Annotated in this window: 18 protein-coding genes; 12 read left to right on the top strand and 6 right to left on the bottom strand. The window is 71.5% G+C overall.

Going from position 1 to position 18,933, the window contains the following annotated elements:
• Positions 1 to 95: 95 nt before the first annotated feature.
• Positions 96 to 614: a DinB family protein gene (locus tag CP981_RS06020; RefSeq protein WP_167536061.1), complete on the bottom strand. Its 519-nt coding sequence runs from the start codon at positions 612 to 614 to the stop codon at positions 96 to 98.
• A 189-nt stretch (positions 615 to 803) separates the two neighbouring features.
• On the opposite strand from CP981_RS06020, the gene CP981_RS06015 reads away from it, so the two are divergent.
• A complete protein-coding gene (locus tag CP981_RS06015) occupies positions 804 to 2,090 on the top strand; it encodes a DUF6986 family protein (protein WP_085927316.1) in 1,287 nt (428 codons plus the stop codon).
• A gap of 120 nt (positions 2,091 to 2,210) precedes the next feature.
• On the opposite strand, the gene CP981_RS06010 is transcribed toward CP981_RS06015, so the two are convergent.
• Positions 2,211 to 2,837 (bottom strand): TetR/AcrR family transcriptional regulator, encoded by a 627-nt coding sequence (locus CP981_RS06010; protein ID WP_085927315.1) that lies wholly within the window; start codon positions 2,835 to 2,837, stop codon positions 2,211 to 2,213.
• Positions 2,838 to 2,903: 66 nt separating this feature from the next.
• Here CP981_RS06010 and CP981_RS38105 point away from each other — a divergent pair, with 66 nt between their 5' ends.
• Both CP981_RS38105 and CP981_RS06000 read left to right on the top strand, forming a co-directional pair.
• Positions 2,904 to 3,215: a hypothetical protein gene (locus tag CP981_RS38105; RefSeq protein WP_208852902.1), complete on the top strand. Its 312-nt coding sequence runs from the start codon at positions 2,904 to 2,906 to the stop codon at positions 3,213 to 3,215.
• Positions 3,212 to 3,400, top strand: coding sequence for a hypothetical protein (locus tag CP981_RS06000; RefSeq protein ID WP_085927314.1), 189 nt, complete (start codon positions 3,212 to 3,214; stop codon positions 3,398 to 3,400). The genes CP981_RS38105 and CP981_RS06000 overlap by 4 nt, the downstream gene beginning before the upstream one ends.
• A 95-nt stretch (positions 3,401 to 3,495) precedes the next feature.
• Here the strand turns inward: CP981_RS06000 and CP981_RS05995 are convergent, their stop codons facing one another.
• A complete protein-coding gene (locus CP981_RS05995; protein WP_085927313.1) occupies positions 3,496 to 4,536 on the bottom strand; it encodes a LacI family DNA-binding transcriptional regulator in 1,041 nt (346 codons plus the stop codon).
• Positions 4,537 to 4,679: 143 nt separating this feature from the next.
• Between CP981_RS05995 and CP981_RS05990 the strand changes: the two genes are divergently transcribed.
• Complete coding sequence (locus tag CP981_RS05990; protein WP_085927312.1) at positions 4,680 to 5,633, top strand: ROK family protein; 954 nt, start codon at positions 4,680 to 4,682, stop codon at positions 5,631 to 5,633.
• Positions 5,634 to 5,790: 157 nt separating this feature from the next.
• Here the strand turns inward: CP981_RS05990 and CP981_RS05985 are convergent, their stop codons facing one another.
• A complete protein-coding gene (locus tag CP981_RS05985) occupies positions 5,791 to 7,866 on the bottom strand; it encodes an NPCBM/NEW2 domain-containing protein (protein WP_244329572.1) in 2,076 nt (691 codons plus the stop codon).
• A gap of 269 nt (positions 7,867 to 8,135) precedes the next feature.
• On the opposite strand from CP981_RS05985, the gene CP981_RS05980 reads away from it, so the two are divergent.
• From CP981_RS05980 to CP981_RS05960, 5 genes are all read left to right on the top strand, one after another.
• Positions 8,136 to 9,392 carry an ABC transporter substrate-binding protein gene (locus tag CP981_RS05980; RefSeq protein WP_085927311.1) on the top strand — a complete coding sequence of 419 codons (1,257 nt, stop codon included), beginning with the start codon at positions 8,136 to 8,138 and terminating at the stop codon, positions 9,390 to 9,392.
• A 44-nt stretch (positions 9,393 to 9,436) separates the two neighbouring features.
• Positions 9,437 to 10,348, top strand: a complete 912-nt coding sequence (locus CP981_RS05975) for a carbohydrate ABC transporter permease (RefSeq protein WP_085927350.1) — start codon at positions 9,437 to 9,439, stop codon at positions 10,346 to 10,348.
• The gene (locus CP981_RS05970) at positions 10,345 to 11,262 is read left to right on the top strand and encodes a carbohydrate ABC transporter permease (protein ID WP_085927310.1); all 918 of its coding nucleotides are present in this window, start codon (positions 10,345 to 10,347) and stop codon (positions 11,260 to 11,262) included. The genes CP981_RS05975 and CP981_RS05970 overlap by 4 nt, the downstream gene beginning before the upstream one ends.
• Positions 11,263 to 11,612: 350 nt before the next feature.
• Positions 11,613 to 12,647: an NUDIX hydrolase gene (locus CP981_RS05965; protein ID WP_085927309.1), complete on the top strand. Its 1,035-nt coding sequence runs from the start codon at positions 11,613 to 11,615 to the stop codon at positions 12,645 to 12,647.
• A 391-nt stretch (positions 12,648 to 13,038) separates the two neighbouring features.
• Positions 13,039 to 13,404 (top strand): VOC family protein, encoded by a 366-nt coding sequence (locus tag CP981_RS05960; RefSeq protein ID WP_150522313.1) that lies wholly within the window; start codon positions 13,039 to 13,041, stop codon positions 13,402 to 13,404.
• Positions 13,405 to 13,686: 282 nt separating this feature from the next.
• Here CP981_RS05960 and CP981_RS05955 read toward each other — a convergent pair whose 3' ends face one another.
• Positions 13,687 to 15,039, bottom strand: coding sequence for a dipeptidase (locus CP981_RS05955; RefSeq protein WP_085928577.1), 1,353 nt, complete (start codon positions 15,037 to 15,039; stop codon positions 13,687 to 13,689).
• A 174-nt stretch (positions 15,040 to 15,213) separates the two neighbouring features.
• Between CP981_RS05955 and CP981_RS05950 the strand changes: the two genes are divergently transcribed.
• The 3 genes from CP981_RS05950 to CP981_RS05940 all read left to right on the top strand — a co-directional run bounded on the left by CP981_RS05950 (position 15,214) and on the right by CP981_RS05940 (position 18,605).
• Positions 15,214 to 16,419 carry a geranylgeranyl reductase family protein gene (locus CP981_RS05950; RefSeq protein WP_085928578.1) on the top strand — a complete coding sequence of 402 codons (1,206 nt, stop codon included), beginning with the start codon at positions 15,214 to 15,216 and terminating at the stop codon, positions 16,417 to 16,419.
• Positions 16,420 to 16,650: 231 nt separating this feature from the next.
• Entirely contained in the window at positions 16,651 to 17,943 is a 1,293-nt protein-coding gene (locus CP981_RS05945; protein ID WP_244329571.1) for a sensor histidine kinase, read from the top strand.
• Positions 17,940 to 18,605 carry a response regulator gene (locus CP981_RS05940; RefSeq protein ID WP_085928579.1) on the top strand — a complete coding sequence of 222 codons (666 nt, stop codon included), beginning with the start codon at positions 17,940 to 17,942 and terminating at the stop codon, positions 18,603 to 18,605. The genes CP981_RS05945 and CP981_RS05940 overlap by 4 nt, the downstream gene beginning before the upstream one ends.
• Here the strand turns inward: CP981_RS05940 and CP981_RS05935 are convergent.
• Positions 18,566 to 18,877 carry a DUF6332 family protein gene (locus CP981_RS05935; protein ID WP_085928580.1) on the bottom strand — a complete coding sequence of 104 codons (312 nt, stop codon included), beginning with the start codon at positions 18,875 to 18,877 and terminating at the stop codon, positions 18,566 to 18,568. The two genes, CP981_RS05940 and CP981_RS05935, sit on opposite strands and share 40 nt — an antisense overlap.
• Between the last annotated feature and the right edge of the window lie 56 nt (positions 18,878 to 18,933).

The raw sequence follows: 18,933 nt of genomic DNA, 5'->3' as shown, positions 1-18,933 counted from the left end.
CAGGTGCCGGCCCCTTCGGCACAGCACGAGGCCCCGTACGCGCGCCGCGTACGGGGCCTCGTGCGTCCGCGGCGGAAGGGCCGCGGGGACACCCCCTAGCTGCCGGTCACGCCGTCGATCTGCTCGCGGAGGAGATCCGCATGGCCGTTGTGCCGTGCGTACTCCTCGATCATGTGGACGTAGATCCAGCGCAGGCTCAGCGGGCGGCCCCGGGAGCTGAGGAAGGTCTCGTCCAGCTCGCTGTCCGCCACGGCCTTGTCGCAGGCCTCGATCTCGGTGCGGAAGGCCGCGAAATGCTCCTCGGCGGCGGCCGGGTCGAGATCGTCGAAGTCGGCGTCGGGATGGTCCTCGGTGATGTAGTGATCGTCGATCCGTTCGCTGAGGAAGCGCTTGCGGAACCAGACCCGTTCGACATACGTCATGTGGCGCACCAGGCCCAGCAGGGTGAGGTTGGACGGCGCGCTGCCGGCCTGGATGAGCTGGTCGGCGGTGAGTCCGGCGCATTTCGCGAGCAGGGTGGCGCGATGGAAGTCGAGCCAGCCCTGAAGCATCTCCCGTTCACCGGCCACGGTGGGGAGTTCTTTGCGCTCGATGGTGGGTGCGATCCAAGTCATGCGGGGAGTCTGGCGGGAGCGGCGCCGGGGCGCCACGGGGTTTCCGGTCGGCGGCCGTGCGACCTGCTCCGCTCCGGGCGGGGGGTGTTGACCTTGCCGAATGACCCGGATAACTTCGCTATACGGATTGTTGATTCCGTTAGGCGGAATGCGCTCGATGGTCGGGCCGAGCACCGGGAGGGGCAGCGAATGGGGCAGCAGGAGACCGTGGCGACGAGCCTCGCGGACACCGTACGCGAGGGCATCGGCGCCGCTCTCGCCCAGGTGGACGCGGATCTGGCGCGGCGCTACCCGGGCGACCCCGGCACCCGCCAGCCGGTCCACACGGTCTATGTCCCCGGCGATGCCTTCGCCGCCGACACCCTGCGCTCCTGGGGCGACCAGGCGCTCGCCGCCCTCGACGCGCACGCCCCCGACGCCGGGGCGCTCGCCGCGGTCCTCGGCCTCCCCGACGCGCTTGCCGACGAGGTCCATGACCGGGTCCGCGCCAAACTGCTCCGGGAGCCCGTCGAGGATCTGCGGATCGACTTCGAGGACGGCTACGGCCCCCGCCCGGACGCCGAGGAGGACGCGGCCGCCGCCCGTGCCGCCACCCTGGTCGCCGCCGCGTACGAGAACCGCACCGCCGCCCCGTACATGGGCATCCGGATGAAGTGCATGGAGGCCGCCGTCCGCGACCGCGGTATCCGCACCCTCGACATCTTCCTCACCGGCCTGATGGCGGCCGGCGGGCTGCCCGACGGGCTGGTCCTCACGCTCCCCAAGGTGACCTACGCCGAGCAGGTCACCGCCATGGTGCGGCTGCTGGAGGCCTTCGAGCGGGCGCACGGCCTGGAGAGCGGCCGGATCGGCTTCGAGATCCAGATCGAGACCACCCAGTCGATCCTGGGCGCCGACGGCCGGGCCACCGTCGCCCGCATGATCGAGGCGGCCGAGGGCCGTGCCACGTCCCTGCACTACGGCACCTTCGACTACAGCGCCTCCTGCGGTGTCAGCGCCGCCCACCAGTCCCTCGACCACCCCGTGGCCGACCACGCCAAGGCCGTGATGCAGGTCGCGGCGGCCGGCACCGGCGTACGGCTCTCCGACGGCTCGACCAATGTCCTCCCCGTCGGCCCGGCCGACCGGGTCCACGCGGCCTGGCGGCTCCACCACGGCCTCGTGAGCCGCTCGTTGGCCCGCGCCTACTATCAGGGCTGGGACATGCACCCGGCCCATCTGCCCACCCGCTACGCCGCGGTCTACGCCTTCTACCGCGGCGGCCTGGAGCAGGCCGCGGCCCGGCTCGCGGCGTATGTCGCCAAGGCCGGCGGTGACGTCATGGACGAGCCCGCCACCGCCAAGGCGCTCAGCGGCTATCTGCTGCGCGGACTGGACTGCGGCGCCGTGGATACGGCCGAGGTCGCCCGGCTGACCGGGCTGACCCGCGCCGACCTGGACACCCTCGCGGGCCGCCCGGCAGCGACGGGCGGCTGAGCGCAGCAGTCGACATGCGGCACAACCCCGCGTGTGCGCAGGGGAGTTGACTGCCGACCGTGCTCACGGGCCCGTCAGGCCCGACCGGGCCCCCGCCGATTCGGCGGGGGCCTTGGTGCGTCAGTCCGCCGCCGGGCCGAGGTCATCGAGGTGGGCACGCAGGACGCTGGCGCAGGTCCGGTCGTCCAGCACCTCGGGCCGTAGTACGGCGGTGAAGGCGAGGCCGTCCAGAAGGGACGTCAGCCGCTCGGTCTCGGTCTCGACCTGGAGCCCCGGCCGCAGCCCGCCCGCCGAGTCGAGTCGGGTGAGGATGCGGCGCACCAGGGCCCGGGTGGCGACGGCGGTCTCGTGGGCGAGGCCGTCCAGCGCGGGATCGGTCCGGGCGGCCGTGGAGAAGTCGACGAGGACGGTGACCTCGGCGCGCCGGCGGTCGTCCAGGGGCAGCAACTCGGACAGCAGCTCCACCGCGAACCGGCGGATCCGGGGGCCGGAGAGCCCGTCCAGTTCACCGAACTCGTCGATCCGGCGCTGGAGTCGGTCGCCGACCCGGTCGACCATCGACCGCATCGCAAAGCGGATCAGCTCTTCCTGGCCGGCGAAGTAGTGCCGGACCGAACCGATGTTGAGCCGTGCCTCGTCGGCGACGGCGCGCAGGGAGGCGCGCTGGAGGCCGTCGCGTACGGCCACGCGGAAGAGGGCGTCGACGACCTCGCGGCGCCGGGCCTCGCGGTCCACCTGTTTGGGCATGAGCCCTTTCTATCACGGCTGTGATAAATTGTTTTCTATCACACCCGTGATACAAAAATGCGAGAGGTGATCATGGAACAGGTCCTGAACCTTCTTCTCCTTCGATTCGGCCTGCTCGTCGGCGGTTTGGTGGTGCTGGCGCTGCTGGTCTTCGCGGTGGCGGTGGTGCTCCGGCGCCGGGGGAAGCTGGGCGAGGTGCGCCGGTACGCGGCACCCGCCGCGCGGGCCGTGGGCCGCCGCCTGGACGCCCGGGGCGCCGCGCGGGGCCGCGGTCCCTCCCGGAGCGGCGGATCGCCGGCCGGTGCGGCGCTCCGGGCCGCCGCCCGTCACCTGGACGACGACGGGCGCGGGAAGCAGGGGCGGGGTGCGGGCCGATGACGGGCGACGAGCCGCTCCACGCCCTCGCCCGGGGCGACGGCGGCGGCCTGCTCCACCATCTGCTGGTCGATCAGGCGATCAAGGTCGCCCTCGTGCTCGTCGCGCTGCTCGTGCTGGCGCTGGGCATGAGGCTCATCTGGAAGAAGGCCGGCCGCGCCGGGCCCGCTCGGCGCGACGACCGGTGACGCCGGGGCCGCGGCGGGTCCTGCGCCTGCGGCGGGTCCTGGGTGCGCGGCGGTCTCAGGGGTGTCCGGCGGTCCCGGCGTGTCCGGCCTGCAGGTCAGCTCTCCGCAGGCGGGATCTCGCCCGAGCCGCGGGGGATCAGCCGGGTGGGTATCTCCCTCCGGCGGGGGGCGTCATCGGCGCCGTCGAGCCGGCGGAAGAGCAGCTGCGCCGCCGTACGGCCGAGTCGTGCGGCGTCCTGGGCGACGACGGTGATGGCGGGGCTGACCAGATCGGCGAGCTCGAAGTCGTCGAAGCCCACGAGGGCGACCGGGCGCGGGTGGCCGGCGAGCACCCGCACCGCCGTGACGGTGACGCGGTTGTTGCCCGCGAACAGTGCGGTCACCGGCTGCGGGCCGGCCAGCATGGTGGTGGCGGCGGACCGCACCCGCTCCGGCGCGGTCGGGCCGAGGGAGACCCAGGACTCGTCAACGGGCAGGCCGGCGGCGGCCATTGCCGTACGGTAGCCGCGCAGCCGCTCATGGGCGGTGTGGATCCGGGGCTGGTCGCCGATGAAACCGATCCGGCGGTGGCCGTGCGCGATGAGATGGGCCACCGCGTCCTGGGCGCCGCCGAAGCTGTCGGAGAGAACGACATCGGCGTCGATGCGGCCGGCCGGGCGGTCGACGAAGACGGTGGCTATGCCGGCCGCGATCTCCGGTGCCAGATACCGGTGGTCGTCCGCGGCCGGGATGATGACCAGGCCGTCCACCCGCCGGGCACACAGGGCGAGCACCAACTCCTGTTCGCGGGCCGGGTCCTCGGCGCTGGAGCCGTTGATCAGCAGGGCACCGTGGCTGCGGGCGACTTCCTCGACGGCGCGGTTGAGCGGTCCGTAGAAGGGGTCGGCGAGATCCTCCAGCACCAGGCCGATGCTGGCGGTGCGTCCTTTGCGCAGAATCCGGGCGGAGTCGTTACGGCGGAATCCGAGGGCCGTGATGGCCTCCTGGACGCGGCGTTCGGTGTCCGGGGTGACCCCTGGCTCGCCGTTGACCACACGGGAGACCGTCTTGAGGCCGACCCCCGCGCGCGCTGCGACATCCTTCATCGTGGGCCGGGTGCCATAGCGGCGGGACGTGCCCCGCGCGGTGTCGCTCACGGTGTGCGGTCCTGATTCTGTCGGCATCGGCGTGTGGCGTCGAGCATAGCCCCTAGACAACGTTGTCAATGGCGGGAAGACTGGCGTTCTCACGCCGGGCCGGTACGCTCGGCCCCCGGGCCCCACCAGGAGATTCCACACCGATGCAGACGGACCTCAGCGCAGCCTTGGACATCGGCGGCACCAAGATCGCCGGCGCTCTGGTGGACCCCCGCGGCAGACTGCTCGTACGGGCCGCCCGGCCCACCCCCGCCGACAAGGACGGGGCGACGGTGATGCGCGCGGTGGCCGAGGTGCTCGGCGAGCTGGCGGCGGCGCCGGACTGGGTCCGGGTGGCGGCCGTCGGAATCGGCAGCGCGGGCCCGGTGGACGCCGCCACCGGCACCGTCAGCCCGGTCAACATCCCCGGCTGGCGCGACTTCCCGCTCGTCGCCGGAGTGCGGGCGCTCGTCGGGGAGCGTCCCGTCGTCCTGGTCGGTGACGGCGTCGCGATGACCGCGGCCGAGCACTGGCAGGGCGCCGCACGGGGCCACGCCAACGCCCTCTGCATGGTGGTGTCCACCGGGGTCGGCGGCGGGCTGGTCCTCAACGGCCGGCTGCACCCGGGGCCCACGGGAAACGCCGGCCACATCGGCCACATCAGCGTCGATGTCGACGGGGACCCCTGCCCGTGCGGGTCCCGCGGCTGTGTCGAGCGGATCGCCAGCGGCCCCAACATCGCCCGCCGGGCGCTGGCCCACGGCTGGCAGCCGGGCCCCGACGGTGACACCAGCGCGGCCGGCGTCGCCGCCGCCGCACACGCCGGTGACCCGGTCGCCCTGCGCTCTTTCGAGCGAGCGGCCCGGGCGCTGGCCGCCGGGATCGCCGCCACCGCCACGCTCGTCGAGATCGATATCGCGGTCATCGGCGGCGGGGTCGCGGGCGCGGGGGAGGTCCTCTTCCGCCCGCTGCGCGCGGCTCTGCGGGACTACGCGACGCTGTCGTTCGTGTCGGGCCTGACGGTCGTACCCGCCCAAATGGGCACGGACGCCGGGGTGGTGGGCGCCGCGGCCGCCGCACAACAGTCCCGCCTCGATGCCTTCGTCCCCACGCCCTGACGTCACCACGGGCCCCCGCGCGCCCCTTGGTGCAGCGTCGTCCATCTCAAGGGCGGGGAGAACGACCACCGGTCCCGGGCTGCCCATCTGCTGACAGCCCGGGACGCGGTCCGGGTGCCGGGCGGACCCAGGGGGCCCGCCCGGCAGCATGTGCCGCTCAGCAGCTGAACGTGGCGTCCGCCCAGTCGGCGTGGTCGTAGTCGATACCGTCCCCGCCGTCGGTCACGAGCAGCCGGACGGTCTGTGCACCGGAGACCGGGGCGCTGATGGCCCGGGCGGAATCCGCGCCGGTCACCCCGGCGATCCGGGCGACCCGCTTGCCGTCGGCCCACACCTCGAAGTCCACCGAGCCACGGTCGCCCGCCTCGTCGTCGATTCCGGCCCGGGCGCTGAACACGGAGCACCGCCCGCCCGTGTAGAAGCTCACCTCGCTGGCGGCGTGTACCCCGAGGCCCTTCGCGAAGCCGGTGCCGCCGATGCTGAGCGGCCGGCCGTCCCCGGCCCCGTCTTCCCCGACGCTGGTGTTCTTCTCCACCGGGCCCCAGCCGTTGGCGGCGGTGAGCCAGGGCAGTGCGGCGGCGTCCGCGGTCCCGGACGGCGGGGGCACCACGACATGGGCCGTGCCGGGCAGGGTGGCGGTGCTGCGCTCGCCGCGCGGTGAGCGGTAGTCGGCGGTCAGCGGCAGGGCGTAGGCACCGGGCGCGGTGCCGGCCGGTGCGGTGATCCGCCAGCTGGTGCGGAGGGTACGGCCGCCGGGCAGGGCGCGGGCCGACGCGGGCGAGGTGGCCTGGACCCGCCAGCCCCGCGGGGCCTTGAGCGTCACCGTGAGGCGCTTGGCGGGGGTGCCGCCCAGGTTGCGGACGGTGGAGCTGAGTCCCGCGGCGGTGCCGGCCTCGACCAGCGGCGTACGGTCGGTGCCGGTCTCGACGGCCGGCGGGTAGGTGGCCCAGCGCGGGTCGGCGGAGACCCGGTAGACGGTGGTGCCGTGCGCCGGGACGGTCGCGGAGACGGTGCCCGTGGTGTGGGTGTCCCGGTGCTGCCACAGGTCGCGCAGCCGGTAGCCGCCGGCCTGCGGCAGACCGATGTCCTTGGCCGTGGTGGAGATCCGCTGCGGCCGGCCGGTCTCGTTGAACAGCGCCACCGCCCGGTCCCCGTTGGCCAGTTGCCGGACCACCGTCCAGCGGCCGTCCTCGGACTTCAGCACGGTGGCCTGCTTGCCCAGGGTGTCCTGGTCGATGGCGATGAGGTCCTTGTTGGCCAGGATCTCGAACGTCTCCGGGGTCGCCTTGCGCAGATCGGACCCGATCAGCAGCGGGGCGGCCATCATCGACCACAGGGAGAAGTGGCTGCGGTACTCGGTGTCCGTCATTCCGCCGTTGCCGACCTCCAGCATGTCCGGGTCGTTCCAGTGCCCGGGCCCGGCGTGCGCGGCGAGCGGCAGATTCTGCTTCGCGATGGCGAGCATGCTCGACCACGAGTCACTGATGTCGCCGGTCGTGCGCCACAGATGCCCTACGTCCGACGCCCACTCCCAGGGCTTGTTCTCGCCCCATTCGCAGATGCTGTAGACGATGGGCCGCCCGGTGGCCTTGAGGGCGTCCCGCATGGTGCGGTACCGCTGCTGGGCGTCCACTCCCATGTTGTTGCAGTTGTCGTACTTGAGGTAGTCCACGCCCCAGTCCGCGAACTGCTGGGCGTCGGACTTCTCATGGCCCAGGCCGCCGGGGAACCCGGCCGGGTTGCAGGTTTTGATGCCGGCGCTCGTGTAGATGCCGAATTTCAGGCCCTTGGCGTGGACGTAGTCGGCCACCGCCTTGATGCCGTGCGGGAAGCGCTGCGGATCCGGTACGAGCTTGCCGTGCACGTCGCGGGTGGGCAGCGCCCAGCAGTCGTCGAGATTGACGTACCGGTAGCCGGCGTCCTTGAGGCCTTTGGTGACGAAGAGGTCGGCGATGCCCTTGACCATCTCCTCGTTGAACTCCGCCCGGCAGTGGGTGGAGTTCCAGTTGTTGAAGCCCATCGGGGGCGTCTTGGCGAGCCCGCCGGGAAGCCGGGGGGCCGGCGCGGCCCCGGCGGTACGGGCGGCGGGGGCGGCGCCGGGGGCCGGGGCGTCGGGTGTCCGGGCGGTGGCGGGCAGGGCGGTCACCCCTGCCGTGCACAGCAGCGCGGCGGACAGCGCTCCGACGATTCTTCGGCGTCCTCGCCGGTGGGTGGTGCCGATATGAACGCGCATGCTTCGCGTCCTCCGTCTTCACGAGAGGTGTGGTGGGGGCATGTACCGGTCACTGGCGAGTGTTTACGGTAGGGCTTGTTGGAGTCTGTTGGAAGAGGAGCGGTAACGGTTCCTGCTCCGCCTGCCAAAACCCTTGACGCGCCGTGCCGTTCAGAGTGAGATCCCACCACTCGCGTTCGTTTCTGTTTGGTTCCACCCCTGAGGAGGGGGATATGGTCCCGTCAACGTTCAGCGGCTCGACTGCACATGGGGAAGTGGCAGGACGTCCGATGTCCCGCCGGACACTGCTGCGGGGCGCGGCGGTCGGCGCGGGGGCGGTGGCCCTCCCGTCCGTGCTCGCCGCCTGCAGCAGCGGCCCCGGCGGCGTCACGATGGGGTCCAACGCCTCGGACCCCGTACCGAAGAAGGCCTTCGCCGCGGCCTTCACGGCGTACGAGAAGAAGTCCAAGAAGACGGTGCGGGTCAATACCGTCAATCACGAGAACTTCCAGGAGAACATCAACCGCTACCTCCAGGGCACCCCGGACGATGTCTTCATGTGGTTCGCCGGCAACCGTATGCAGTACTTCGCACAGAAGGGACTGCTCTCCGACATCAGCGACCTGTGGCGGGATTTCGACGGATTCTCCGAGGCACTGAAGAAGCAGTCGACGGGCCTGGACGGCAAGCAGTATCTGGTGCCGTACTACTACTATCCCTGGGCCGTCTTCCACCGGAAGAGCGTCTTCCGGGAGCGGGGATACGACATCCCCAAGACCTTTGACCAGTACCGGGCGCTCGCCCAGCAGATGCAGAAGGACGGTCTGGTGCCGTTCGCCTTCGGCGACAAGGACGGCTGGCCGGCCATGGGCACCTTCGACTACCTCAATATGCGCGCCAACGGCTACGACTTCCATATCGCGCTGCTGCGCGGCGAGAAATCCTGGAACAGCCCGCAGGTGAAGCAGGTATTCGACCTGTGGCGCGGCCTGTTGCCCTATCACCAGCAGGGCGCCAACGGCCGTACGTGGCAGGAGGCCGCACAGACCCTCGCGCAGAAGAAGGCCGGTATGACGGTGCTCGGACTGCCGCACCCCGGCCAGCAGTTCAGCGCCGCCGACCGGGAGGACCTGGACTTCTTCCCCTTCCCGGAGATCGACCCGGCCCACGGACAGGACGCGGTCGAGGCGCCGATCGACGGATTTCTGATGTCGAAGAAGGCCAAGGACAGGGACGGGGCGAAAGAGCTGCTGAAGTTCCTCGCCACCCCTCAGGCGGAGGACAGCTACCTCAAGTCCGACCCCAACAACGTCGCGGTCAACAGCGGCGCCGACACCGCCGCCTACACCCCGCTCCAGAAGAAGGCCGTCCAACTCGTCTCGGGCGCCCGGCAGATATCGCAGTTCCTGGACCGCGACACCCGGCCCGATTTCGCCTCGACCGTGATGATTCAGGCGATCCAGCAGTTCCTCAACAAGCCGGATGACATCGACGGACTGGTGAACGACATCGAACGCCAGAAGAAGCAGATCTTCTCCGCGACGTGAGACCCCGCCGAATGGCCACCGTGAAAGACGGGGAGCGAATCGCCGTGCCGAACCTCCGCGCACGGCGCGCCCGGCGACCGGGGCCGCGCCGGTACACCCGCCGCGACCGCCTCGTCCTGGGCGTGCTGCTGGGCCTGCCGATCCTGCTCGACCTCGCCCTGATCTGGGGCCCGACATTCGCCTCCGTCGGACTGTCCTTCACCACCTGGGACGGTATCGGCGATATCCGGTGGGCCGGTCTCAACAATTACGACCACCTCTTCACCGGCTATCCGCAGTTCTGGCCGGCGGTCCGCCACAATCTGCTGTGGCTGGCCTTCCTGGGGCTGCTCGCGGCCCCCTTCGGCCTGCTGCTCGCCGTCCTCATCGACCGCGGCGTCCGCTTCAGCCGTTTCTACCAGTCGACGCTCTATATGCCGGTGGTGCTCTCGCTCGCCGTCGTCGGCTTTATCGCCCAGCTGATCCTCTCCCGGGACCAGGGCGCACTGAACGCGGTCCTCGGCAGCAAAAATCCCACCGACTGGCTGGGAAATCCCGGGCTCAATATCTGGATGGTGCTGCTGGCCGCCGGCTGGCGGCACACCGGCTATGTCATGATCCTCTATCTCGCCGGACTGAAATCCGTCGACCCCGGCCTCAAAGAGGCCGCCGCTCTTGACGGCGCCAGTGCACGCCAGACATTCTTCCGGGTCGTCCTTCCCACCCTGCGCCCGGTGAACGTCATTGTCGGCGTCATCACCGTCATCGAATCGCTGCGGGCCTTCGACATCGTCTACGCCGTCAACAAGGGCCGCAACGGACTGGAGCTGCTGTCCGTGCTCGTCACCGACAACATCATCGGCGAGGCGAGCCGCATCGGATTCGGCTCGGCGCTCGCCGTCGTCCTGCTGCTGGTCTCCCTGGGATTCATCGTGACCTATCTCGTCCAGGAACTCCGAGGGGAGCGCCGACGATGACCGCCTCCGCCACCACCGCGCCGCCCACCCTCCGGCCGGAACCCACGGCTCCGGCACCGACACGCCGCCGCGGCCGATTCGGCATCCACCTCTTCCTGGGCGCCGTCTCCCTCGCCTTCCTCGCCCCCTTGCTGCTGGCCGTCTATGCCTCGCTGCGCCCCTACGAAGAAACCGCGCAATACGGCTACTTCTCCTTCCCCCGCCGGCTCTCCTTCGATTACTACCGGCAGGCCTTCATCGACTCCGGGATGAGCAAATACTTTCTGAACTCGCTGCTCATCGCCGTCCCCGGCGTGCTGCTCACGCTCTTCCTGGCCTCGTTCGTGGCCTTCGCCGTGTCCCGGCTGCGGATGCGCGGCGGCATCCTCCTGCTGATGGTCTTCACCGCCGGGAATCTGTTGCCCCAACAGGTGATCGTCACCCCGCTCTATGTCCTGTTCAACAAGATTCCGCTGCCGTACTGGATGTCCGACTCCCTGACGATGTACGACTCCCTCTGGGCCGTCATCGCCGTCCAGACCGCTTTCCAACTCGGCTTCTGCGTCTTCGTCCTGGCCAATTTCATGCGCACCCTGCCGCAGGAAATCCTGGAGGCCGCGATCGTCGACGGAGCCGGCGTCTGGACACAGTTCTGGCGGGTCACCCTTCCCCTGTGCCGCCCCGCGCTCGCCGCCCTCGGCACCCTGCAATTCACCTGGATGTACAACGATTTCCTCTGGGGCCTGGTCTTCCTCTCCGACGGCGACAAACTCCCGGTCACCTCGGCCCTCAACAACCTGCGCGGCGAATTCTTCACGGACTACAACCTGCTGGCCGCGGGCTCCGTCCTCGTCGCCCTGCCCACGGTCCTGGTCTTCCTGCTCCTCCAGCGGCATTTCATCGCCGGTCTGACCCTCGGCGCGAGCAAGGGGTAGGGGGAACCGTACGGATCCGGCTGCCGGGCCCCACGATGGGCCGCCGTCATATGCGGCGCCCCGCAGGCCGGCGGCGGTTCGAAAACCCGTTATCGGGTGGGGGTTTCGGTACAGGAGGGGCGGGGGAGCGCTTGTTAGCCGGGGGCTTCGCGGCGGCGGATACGGTGACCGGCATCCGCCGCACGCGGCATTTCTCGATCGGCACGACCATGGGTGAGCGACGTCCCCTGGCCGGGCCGATAGTCGAATGTGCAACGTTCCCGGTCGTGCGCGCGGCCCCTGGTTCCCGAGCGTTTCCGTGGCAGGGTGTTGCGGGCAACTCACCTGGGGTCTAGGGAAGAGGGGAAACCGTGATCGTCTGGCTGAACGGCACGTTCGGTGCGGGCAAGACCACTACGGCTCAAGAATTGCTCGACCTGCTTCCCGGAAGCACGCTCTATGACCCCGAACTCCTCGGCAGCGGACTGCGGTTGATGCTGCCCGCCAAGCGGTTCGAGGAGATCGACGACTATCAGGACCTGCCGGCCTGGCGTCGGATGGTCGTGGACACCGCCGCCGCCCTGCTCACCGAAGTACCCGGCCCGCTCGTGACGCCGATGACGCTGCTGCGCCAGGAGTACCGCGACGAGATCTTCGGCGCCCTCGCCGCCCGCCGGATACCCGTACGACATGTCCTGCTGCACGCCGAGGAAACGATCCTGCGGGCGCGGATGGCCCACCGCGAGGAGACCCCGGACGCCCCCGAAGCCCAGGAGTCGATCCGCCGGTGGAGCCTGGAACACCTCGCGCCGTACGCCGACGCCCTGCCATGGCTGCGCGGCGACGCCCACGTCGTCGACACCACCCGGCTCACGCCCCGGCAGGCCGCCGAGCAGGTCGCCGAGGCCGTCCGCACCGGCGCCGGCACCTGCGACATCGTGCAGACCCCCGAACCGACCGCCGAAACCCTCGCCGCCGGCGTCCTCCTCTTCGACGACCAGGACCGGGTCCTGCTCGTCGACCCCACCTACAAGGCCGGCTGGGAATTCCCCGGCGGCGTCGTGGAACGCGGCGAGGCTCCCGCCCAGGCCGGCGTACGAGAGGTGGCCGAGGAACTCGGCATCGAACTCCCCCGCGCCCTCCGCCTGTTGGTACTCGACTGGGAAGCCCCCCACCCACCCGCCTTCGGCGGCCTCCGCCTCCTTTACGACGGCGGCACCCTCTCCCCCGACCGCATCAGCAAGCTACAGCTGCCCGGCGCGGAGTTGCGCGACTGGCGCTTCGTGACGGAGTCCGAAGCCGAGACGATGCTGCCACCGGTGCGGTGGAACCGCCTCCGCTGGGCGCTTCGCGCCAGGGAGCGGGGGTGCCCGCTCTATCTGGAGGCGGGGGCGACTCTGGGGTGACCTCCCACGTTTTCGGCTGGCCCGCCGTGGTTGTCGCTCGCCGTTCCGCTGCGCTTTGCCTCGGCCGACGTTTGCGGGTTCCCCGCCGTTGCGCCTGCGGCGGGCGTTGCCGCTGCGCGGGGCTGTCGGGTGCGGTGACGGGCCTGCGCGGGTGGGGGTTTCCGGACTGCTTCGCTTTACGTCCGGAAACCCCCACCCGCGCAGACCCGTCCCCTCCCGTTGGAGGGTGGGAAAACCTTGGTGGGGGTTCATGTAGGACTCCAGCCGTAGATCGTGATGTGACGGACGATGCGGCTAAGGTCTACGCGCTCGGCGGTCCTACGTTGCGCCTTCCCACGCGTCGGGCCGTGGCTCATCGGAGCCAGGGGCCCGGCATGTTGGAGGAACACCGGTGATCGGCAAGCTGCAGTGCGTGGACTGTCCGGATGTCCTTGAACTCGCCCGGTTCTACCAATCGCTCCTCGGCGGCGCGGTCAACCAGCCCGATTCCAGGTGGGCGGTCAGTGACGACTTTTCGACCCTTCACACGGGCTCTGGCCTGGTCTTGGCGTTCCAGCGCGTGAAGGGTCACCGGGCGCCGCGGTGGCCGGACAGCACGTACCCGCAGCAGTTTCATCTGGACCTCGATGTCCCGGACCTTGACCAGGCCCAGGAACAGGTCCTGGGCTTCGGCGCCACGCTGCTGCACGTCGACACCCGCGGTTGGAGGATCTTCGCAGATCCGGCGGGCCACCCCTTCTGTCTCCTCAGAGGCTGACAGAGAGCGGCCGGACCTTCGCTTTCGCCCAGCGATGTCCGTCTTCCGACGCCAGCCCCCACCCACCGTCACTCACTCCCCCAACGGGAGGGGACGGGCCGGAGGGGCCTGGTGTGTGGACGTAAAGCGAAGCAGTCCACACACCAGGCCCCGGAGGCCCGTCACCGCACCCACAGCCCCGCGCAGCGGACCCCGCCCGCCGCAGGCGCAACGGCGGGGGCACCGCGAAGCGGGCCACAAACGGCGAGCAACAACCACGGCGGGCAAGACAAACACGTGGGATCAGTCCGCATATCGCCGCAGGAAGAGGGCCTCCGCAAGGGACAGGCGTTCCAGTTCCTGGGGGGACACGCTCTCGTTGACCGCGTGGATTTGGGCCTCCGGCTCGCTGAGGCCGATGAGGAGGATTTCCGCCGCGGGGTAGAGCGCGGCCAGCGTGTTGCACAGGGGGATGGAGCCGCCCATGCCGGAGGTCTGCATCTCCGCGCCGTCGTAGGCCTCTTGGAGGGCCTCGGCCATGGAGGTGTAGGCGGGGCTGGTGGTGTCGGCGCGGAATGCCTGGCCCTGGCCGACCTGTTCGACTGCGACCCGGGCTCCCCAGGGAGCGGCCGTCTCCAGGTGGGCGGCCAGCAGCTTGGTCGCCTCGGCCGCGTCCGTGCCCGGCGGTACCCGCAGGCTGATCAGTGCCCGTGCGCCTGCCTGTACGGACGGGGTGGCGCCGACCACCGGGGGGCAGTCGATGCCGAGTACGGTGACGGCCGGGCGGGCCCAGATGCGGTCCGCGATCGTGCCGTCGCCGAGCAGCCCGACGCCGTCCAGGATCTTGGCGTCCTTGCGGAAGTCCTCCTCCGGGTACTGGAGGCCGTCCCAGGTGGCGTCGGCGGCCAGGCCGGTCACCGTCGTCGAACCGTCGTCGGCGCGCAGCGAGTCCAGGATGCGGATGAGTGCCGCCAGCGCGTCGGGGGCCGCGCCGCCGAACTGGCCGGAGTGCAGATTGCCCTCCAGGGTGTCGACCCGGACGCGGACCAGGGTCATGCCGCGCAGTGTCGCGGTCACCGTCGGCAGCCCGACCCGGAAGTTGCCGGTGTCGCCGATGACGATGGCGTCGGCGGTGAGCAGGTCCGGGTGCGCCTCGGCGTACCGCTCCAGACCGCCGGTGCCCTGTTCCTCCGAACCCTCCACGATCACCTTGACGTTGACCGGGACGCCGCCGTGCTCCTTGAGCGCGCGCAGCGCCGTCAGATGCATGATCAGGCCGCCCTTGCAGTCCGCGGCGCCGCGGCCGTACCAGCGGCCGTCGCGCTCGGTCAGCTCGAAGGGCGGGGAGACCCAGGCGGTCTCGTCCAGCGGCGGCTGCACGTCGTAGTGGGCGTACAGCAGGACCGTGGGAGCTCCGGCCGGGCCGGGGAGGAAGCCGTAGACGGACTGCGTGCCGTCCGGGGTGTCCAGCAGCGCCACGTCCTGGAAGCCGTCGGCCCGCAGCGTGTCGGCGATCCAGTTGGCGGCCGCCTCGCACTCGCTCTTGGGGAACTGGGCGGGATCCGCGACCGACTTGAAGGCCACCAGCTCGGCCAGCTCGGTCCTGGCGCGGGGCTGGAGTGCGGCGACGGTACGTGCGAGCGGGCTTTGCGGCATGGAACGCTCCTCGTGGGCGCGACGTTGTGCGTACGGGCCGTCCGGACCTCGTGAGCCGGACGGGCCGGACGTACGGGCATCAGTCACCCGATCTTCCCACAGGCCTCTTGCGCAACAACGGCCCGTAGGATGCGGGTACACGCAGCCAGGCATCGAACGGGAGCAGAAGTACAGGTGAGCAGCGAGCGGGCAGCGGAGGACAATCAGCAGGTGTGGGACGTCGTGGTGGTGGGCGCGGGGCCCGCGGGCGCCTCGGCCGCGCATGCCGCGGCCTGTACGGGACGCCGCGTCCTGCTCCTGGAGAAAGCGGAACTCCCGCGCTACAAGACCTGCGGCGGCGGCATCATCGGACCCTCCCGGGACTCCCTCCCGCCGGGCTTCGACCTGCCGCTGCGCGACCGGGTGCATGCGGTGACGTTCTCGCTGAACGGCCGGCTGGCCCGCACCCGCCGCTCCAAGAACATGCTGTTCGGGCTGATCAACCGCCCCGAGTTCGACGCCCGGCTGGTCGAGTCGGCCAAGGACGCGGGCGCGACGGTCCGTACGGGCGTCACGGTCTCCCGGGTGGAGCAGCACGGCGCCGAGGTGCCCGACCGGCGGACCGTCGCGGTGGTGCTCGGCGACGGTGAGGTGGTGCTGGCCCGTTCGGTGATCGGCGCGGACGGCAGCGCGGGCCGTATAGGAGCGCATGTCGGGGTCAAGCTCGACCAGGTCGATCTGGGTCTGGAGGCGGAGATCCCGGTGCCGCCGCCGGTCGCCGAGGACTGGGCGGGGCGGGTGCTCATCGACTGGGGGCCGATTCCCGGCAGCTACGGCTGGGTCTTCCCCAAGGGCGACACCCTCACCGTCGGGGTCATCTCCGCGCGCGGCGAGGGCGCGGCGACCAAGCGCTATCTGGAGGACTTCATCGGGCGGCTGGGCCTGGCCGGTTTCGAGCCGAGCATCTCGTCCGGGCATCTGACGCGCTGCCGCGCCGATGACTCCCCGCTGTCCCGCGGCCGGGTGCTGGTGTGCGGTGACGCGGCCGGGCTGCTGGAGCCGTGGACGCGGGAGGGCATCTCGTTCGCGCTGCGGTCCGGGCGGCTCGCGGGGGAGTGGGCGGTGCGCGTCGCCGAGGCGCATGACGCGGTGGACGCCCGCCGCCAGGCCCTCAATTACGCCTTCGCCATCAAGGCGGGCCTCGGGGTGGAGATGGGCGTGGGCCGCCAGATGCTCAAGGTCTTCTCGCGCCGCCCCGGTCTGATGCATGCCGCCGTCACGGGCTTCCGCCCGGCCTGGCAGGCCTTTGCGAAGATCACCCGGGGGACGACGACGCTGGCCGAGATCGTCCGCACGCACTCGGTGGCGCGGCGGGCGCTGGAGGCGATGGACCGCGGCTGAGGCGGGGCGCCGGGGGCGGCCCGGTGCCTGGTGAGAGGGCCGGCCGGGCGCCTGGCGCCAGGGCCCGGCTGTTCGGCCGTGGCACGCCGGGCCGCGGGTCGCCCGGTCCGGGGTCTCGACGTCGGCCGTCCCGTACTCCCAGACGTGGGCGTCCCGTACTCCCGGAGGAGTACATCCGGTCACCGCGCCGGGCTGACGCCGCCGGGCCCCGTCGCGGACTAGCGTGACGGCATGGAGAACGCAAGGCCGCCGTGGGCGCGGCGCTCCGTCGGCCCGGCGTGGGAACGGTGGCTGGCGACGCCGCCCGGGGAACCGCGCGGGCGGTCCGGCACCCGGCTGCCCTGGCTGTCGACCCTCGTTGTGACGCTGGGGGTGACGGTCGGTTCCGGCTTCGCCGGCCACGGTCAGCCGGACCGCGTGCCGCTGGACTCCCTCGGGCGTGCGCTGCTGGTCCTCGGCGGGGCCCTGCTGCTGTTCCGGCACCGCTTCCCGCGGACCGTCGCCATCGGCACCGCCACCGCCACCGTCGCCTACCTGGCGGCCGGCTTTCCGTACGGACCGGTTTTCCTCCTCCTCGCCGTCGGCGCCTTCGCGGCGGTCGTCGCGGGGCACCGCAAGGTCGCCTGGTGGGCGCTGGGCGGGGTGTGGGCCGCCCACGTCCTGATCGCCCACTGGCTCTACCGGTGGCTGCCGCCGCCGCACGACGGGCCCGCGCCCTGGGGCGAGGAACTGCTGGTCACGGCCTGGGTGGTGGCCGTGGTGGCGCTCTCCGAGCTGGTGCGGGTGCGCCGGGAGCAGCTGGCGAAGGCCCAGGCCGAGCGGGCCGCCGCGGAACGCCGCAGGGCGGACGAGGAGCGGCTGCGGATCGCCCGCGAGCTGCATGACGTGCTGGCCCACAGCATCTCCGTCATCAACGTCCAGGCGGGCGTGGGGCTGGCGCTGCTCGACAGCGACCCGGAGCAGGCGCGGAGCGCGCTGACCACCATCAAGGACGCGAGCAAGGAAGCGCTCGGCGAGGTCCGTCAGGTCCTCGACACCCTGCGTACGCCGGGCGACGCGCCGCGCTCCCCGGCCCCCGGGCTGGACCGGCTGCCCGAACTCACCGAGCAGGCCAGGAGCGCCGGGCTCACCGTGGACGTCACCACCGAGGGCACTCCGGCCACGCTGCCGCCCGGCACCGACCTCGCCGCGTTCCGCATCGTCCAGGAGGCGCTCACCAACACCGTCCGCCACTCCGGCTCCCGTACGGCCCGGGTGCTGCTCCGCCACACCCCCGGCGCGCTGGAGATCCGGGTCGACGACGACGGCCCGGCGACCGCCGGCGCGGGCGAGCCGGGTGGCGGCAACGGACTGATCGGGATGCGGGAGCGGGCCGCCGCGCTGGGCGGCACCGTCGAGGCGGGGCCGCGCCCGGACGGCGGCTTCCGGGTCCGGGCCCGTATCCCGCTGACCGGTGCGGGGGCCCGGGACCCGGGTTCGGGGGCGGATACGGTGGCCCCTGCCGTCCCCGAGGAGGAGTCGTGATCCGGGTACTGCTCGCCGACGATCAGCTGCTGGTGCGGGCCGGCTTCAAGGCGCTGCTGGACGCCCAGCCCGATATCGAGGTGGTCGCCGAGGCCGCGGACGGGCAGCAGGCGCTGGCCGCGGTCCGTGAACACCGCCCGGACATCGTCCTGATGGACATCCGGATGCCGGTGGTGGACGGCCTGGTCGCCACCCGCCGGATCACCGAGGACCCGCGGTTGCGGGAGGTGAAGGTCGTCATGCTGACCACCTTCGAGCTGGACGAGTACGTCTTCGAGGCGATCCGCTCCGGAGCCTCCGGCTTTCTGGTCAAGGACACCGAACCGGAGGAGCTGCTACGGGCCGTGCGCGCGGTGGTCGCCGGTGACGCCCTGCTCTCGCCCGGCGTCACCCGCCGCCTCATCGCCGAGTTCGCGGCCCGCTCCAAGGAACCGGCCGCGGCCGGTGCGCTGTCCGCACTGACCGAGCGGGAGCGCGAGGTGATGGCGCTGGTCGGCATCGGCCTGTCCAACGAGGAGATCGCCCGCCGGCTGGTCGTCAGCCCGCTCACCGCCAAGACACATGTCAGCCGCACCATGGTCAAACTGGGCGCCCGCGACCGTGCCCAACTGGTCGTGCTGGCCTACGAGTCGGGGCTGGTGCGGCCCGGGTGGCTGGGGTGAAACCAGACGACGTCCCCGGGGGACGGGCCGGGGCCCGGCCGACCGGGCGGACGCCGTAGCACCCGCACCACCCGGACACCGCACAGCGCTCCGCCGAGGACACCGCTCACCGCGAGCCACGGCCCGCGCCATGCGCCCGGCACCGGGCCCCACACCGCCGCACCGGCCAGCACCGCGAAACCGGAGGCGCCCAGGAAAGTGCCGCTGACCAGGGCAAACATCATCTCGACAGTGATCGCGTCGCGTTCGGCCTGCGGACGGCTGGGTGACATACCGTCAGTCTTCCAGCGCCGCCTCCTCCGGTCCATCGCAGGCCGGAGCGCTTCCG

The organism is Streptomyces platensis (assembly GCF_008704855.1).
Taxonomy (GTDB): domain Bacteria; phylum Actinomycetota; class Actinomycetes; order Streptomycetales; family Streptomycetaceae; genus Streptomyces; species Streptomyces platensis.
This window is presented reverse-complemented; position numbering and strand designations above follow the sequence as displayed.

Excerpts from the sequence above, each read along its gene's own strand:
- CP981_RS05980 (WP_085927311.1), top strand. The coding sequence starts at position 8,136 with ATGTCCCGCCGGACACTGCTGCGGGGCGCGGCGGTCGGCGCGGGGGCG.
- CP981_RS05935 (WP_085928580.1), bottom strand. The coding sequence starts at position 18,877 with ATGTCACCCAGCCGTCCGCAGGCCGAACGCGACGCGATCACTGTCGAG.
- CP981_RS06020 (WP_167536061.1), bottom strand. The coding sequence starts at position 614 with ATGACTTGGATCGCACCCACCATCGAGCGCAAAGAACTCCCCACCGTG.
- CP981_RS05970 (WP_085927310.1), top strand. The coding sequence starts at position 10,345 with ATGACCGCCTCCGCCACCACCGCGCCGCCCACCCTCCGGCCGGAACCC.
- CP981_RS05945 (WP_244329571.1), top strand. The coding sequence starts at position 16,651 with ATGGAGAACGCAAGGCCGCCGTGGGCGCGGCGCTCCGTCGGCCCGGCG.
- CP981_RS05985 (WP_244329572.1), bottom strand. The coding sequence starts at position 7,866 with ATGCGCGTTCATATCGGCACCACCCACCGGCGAGGACGCCGAAGAATC.
- CP981_RS05990 (WP_085927312.1), top strand. The coding sequence starts at position 4,680 with ATGCAGACGGACCTCAGCGCAGCCTTGGACATCGGCGGCACCAAGATC.
- CP981_RS06010 (WP_085927315.1), bottom strand. The coding sequence starts at position 2,837 with ATGCCCAAACAGGTGGACCGCGAGGCCCGGCGCCGCGAGGTCGTCGAC.
- CP981_RS06015 (WP_085927316.1), top strand. The coding sequence starts at position 804 with ATGGGGCAGCAGGAGACCGTGGCGACGAGCCTCGCGGACACCGTACGC.
- CP981_RS06000 (WP_085927314.1), top strand. The coding sequence starts at position 3,212 with ATGACGGGCGACGAGCCGCTCCACGCCCTCGCCCGGGGCGACGGCGGC.
- CP981_RS05955 (WP_085928577.1), bottom strand. The coding sequence starts at position 15,039 with ATGCCGCAAAGCCCGCTCGCACGTACCGTCGCCGCACTCCAGCCCCGC.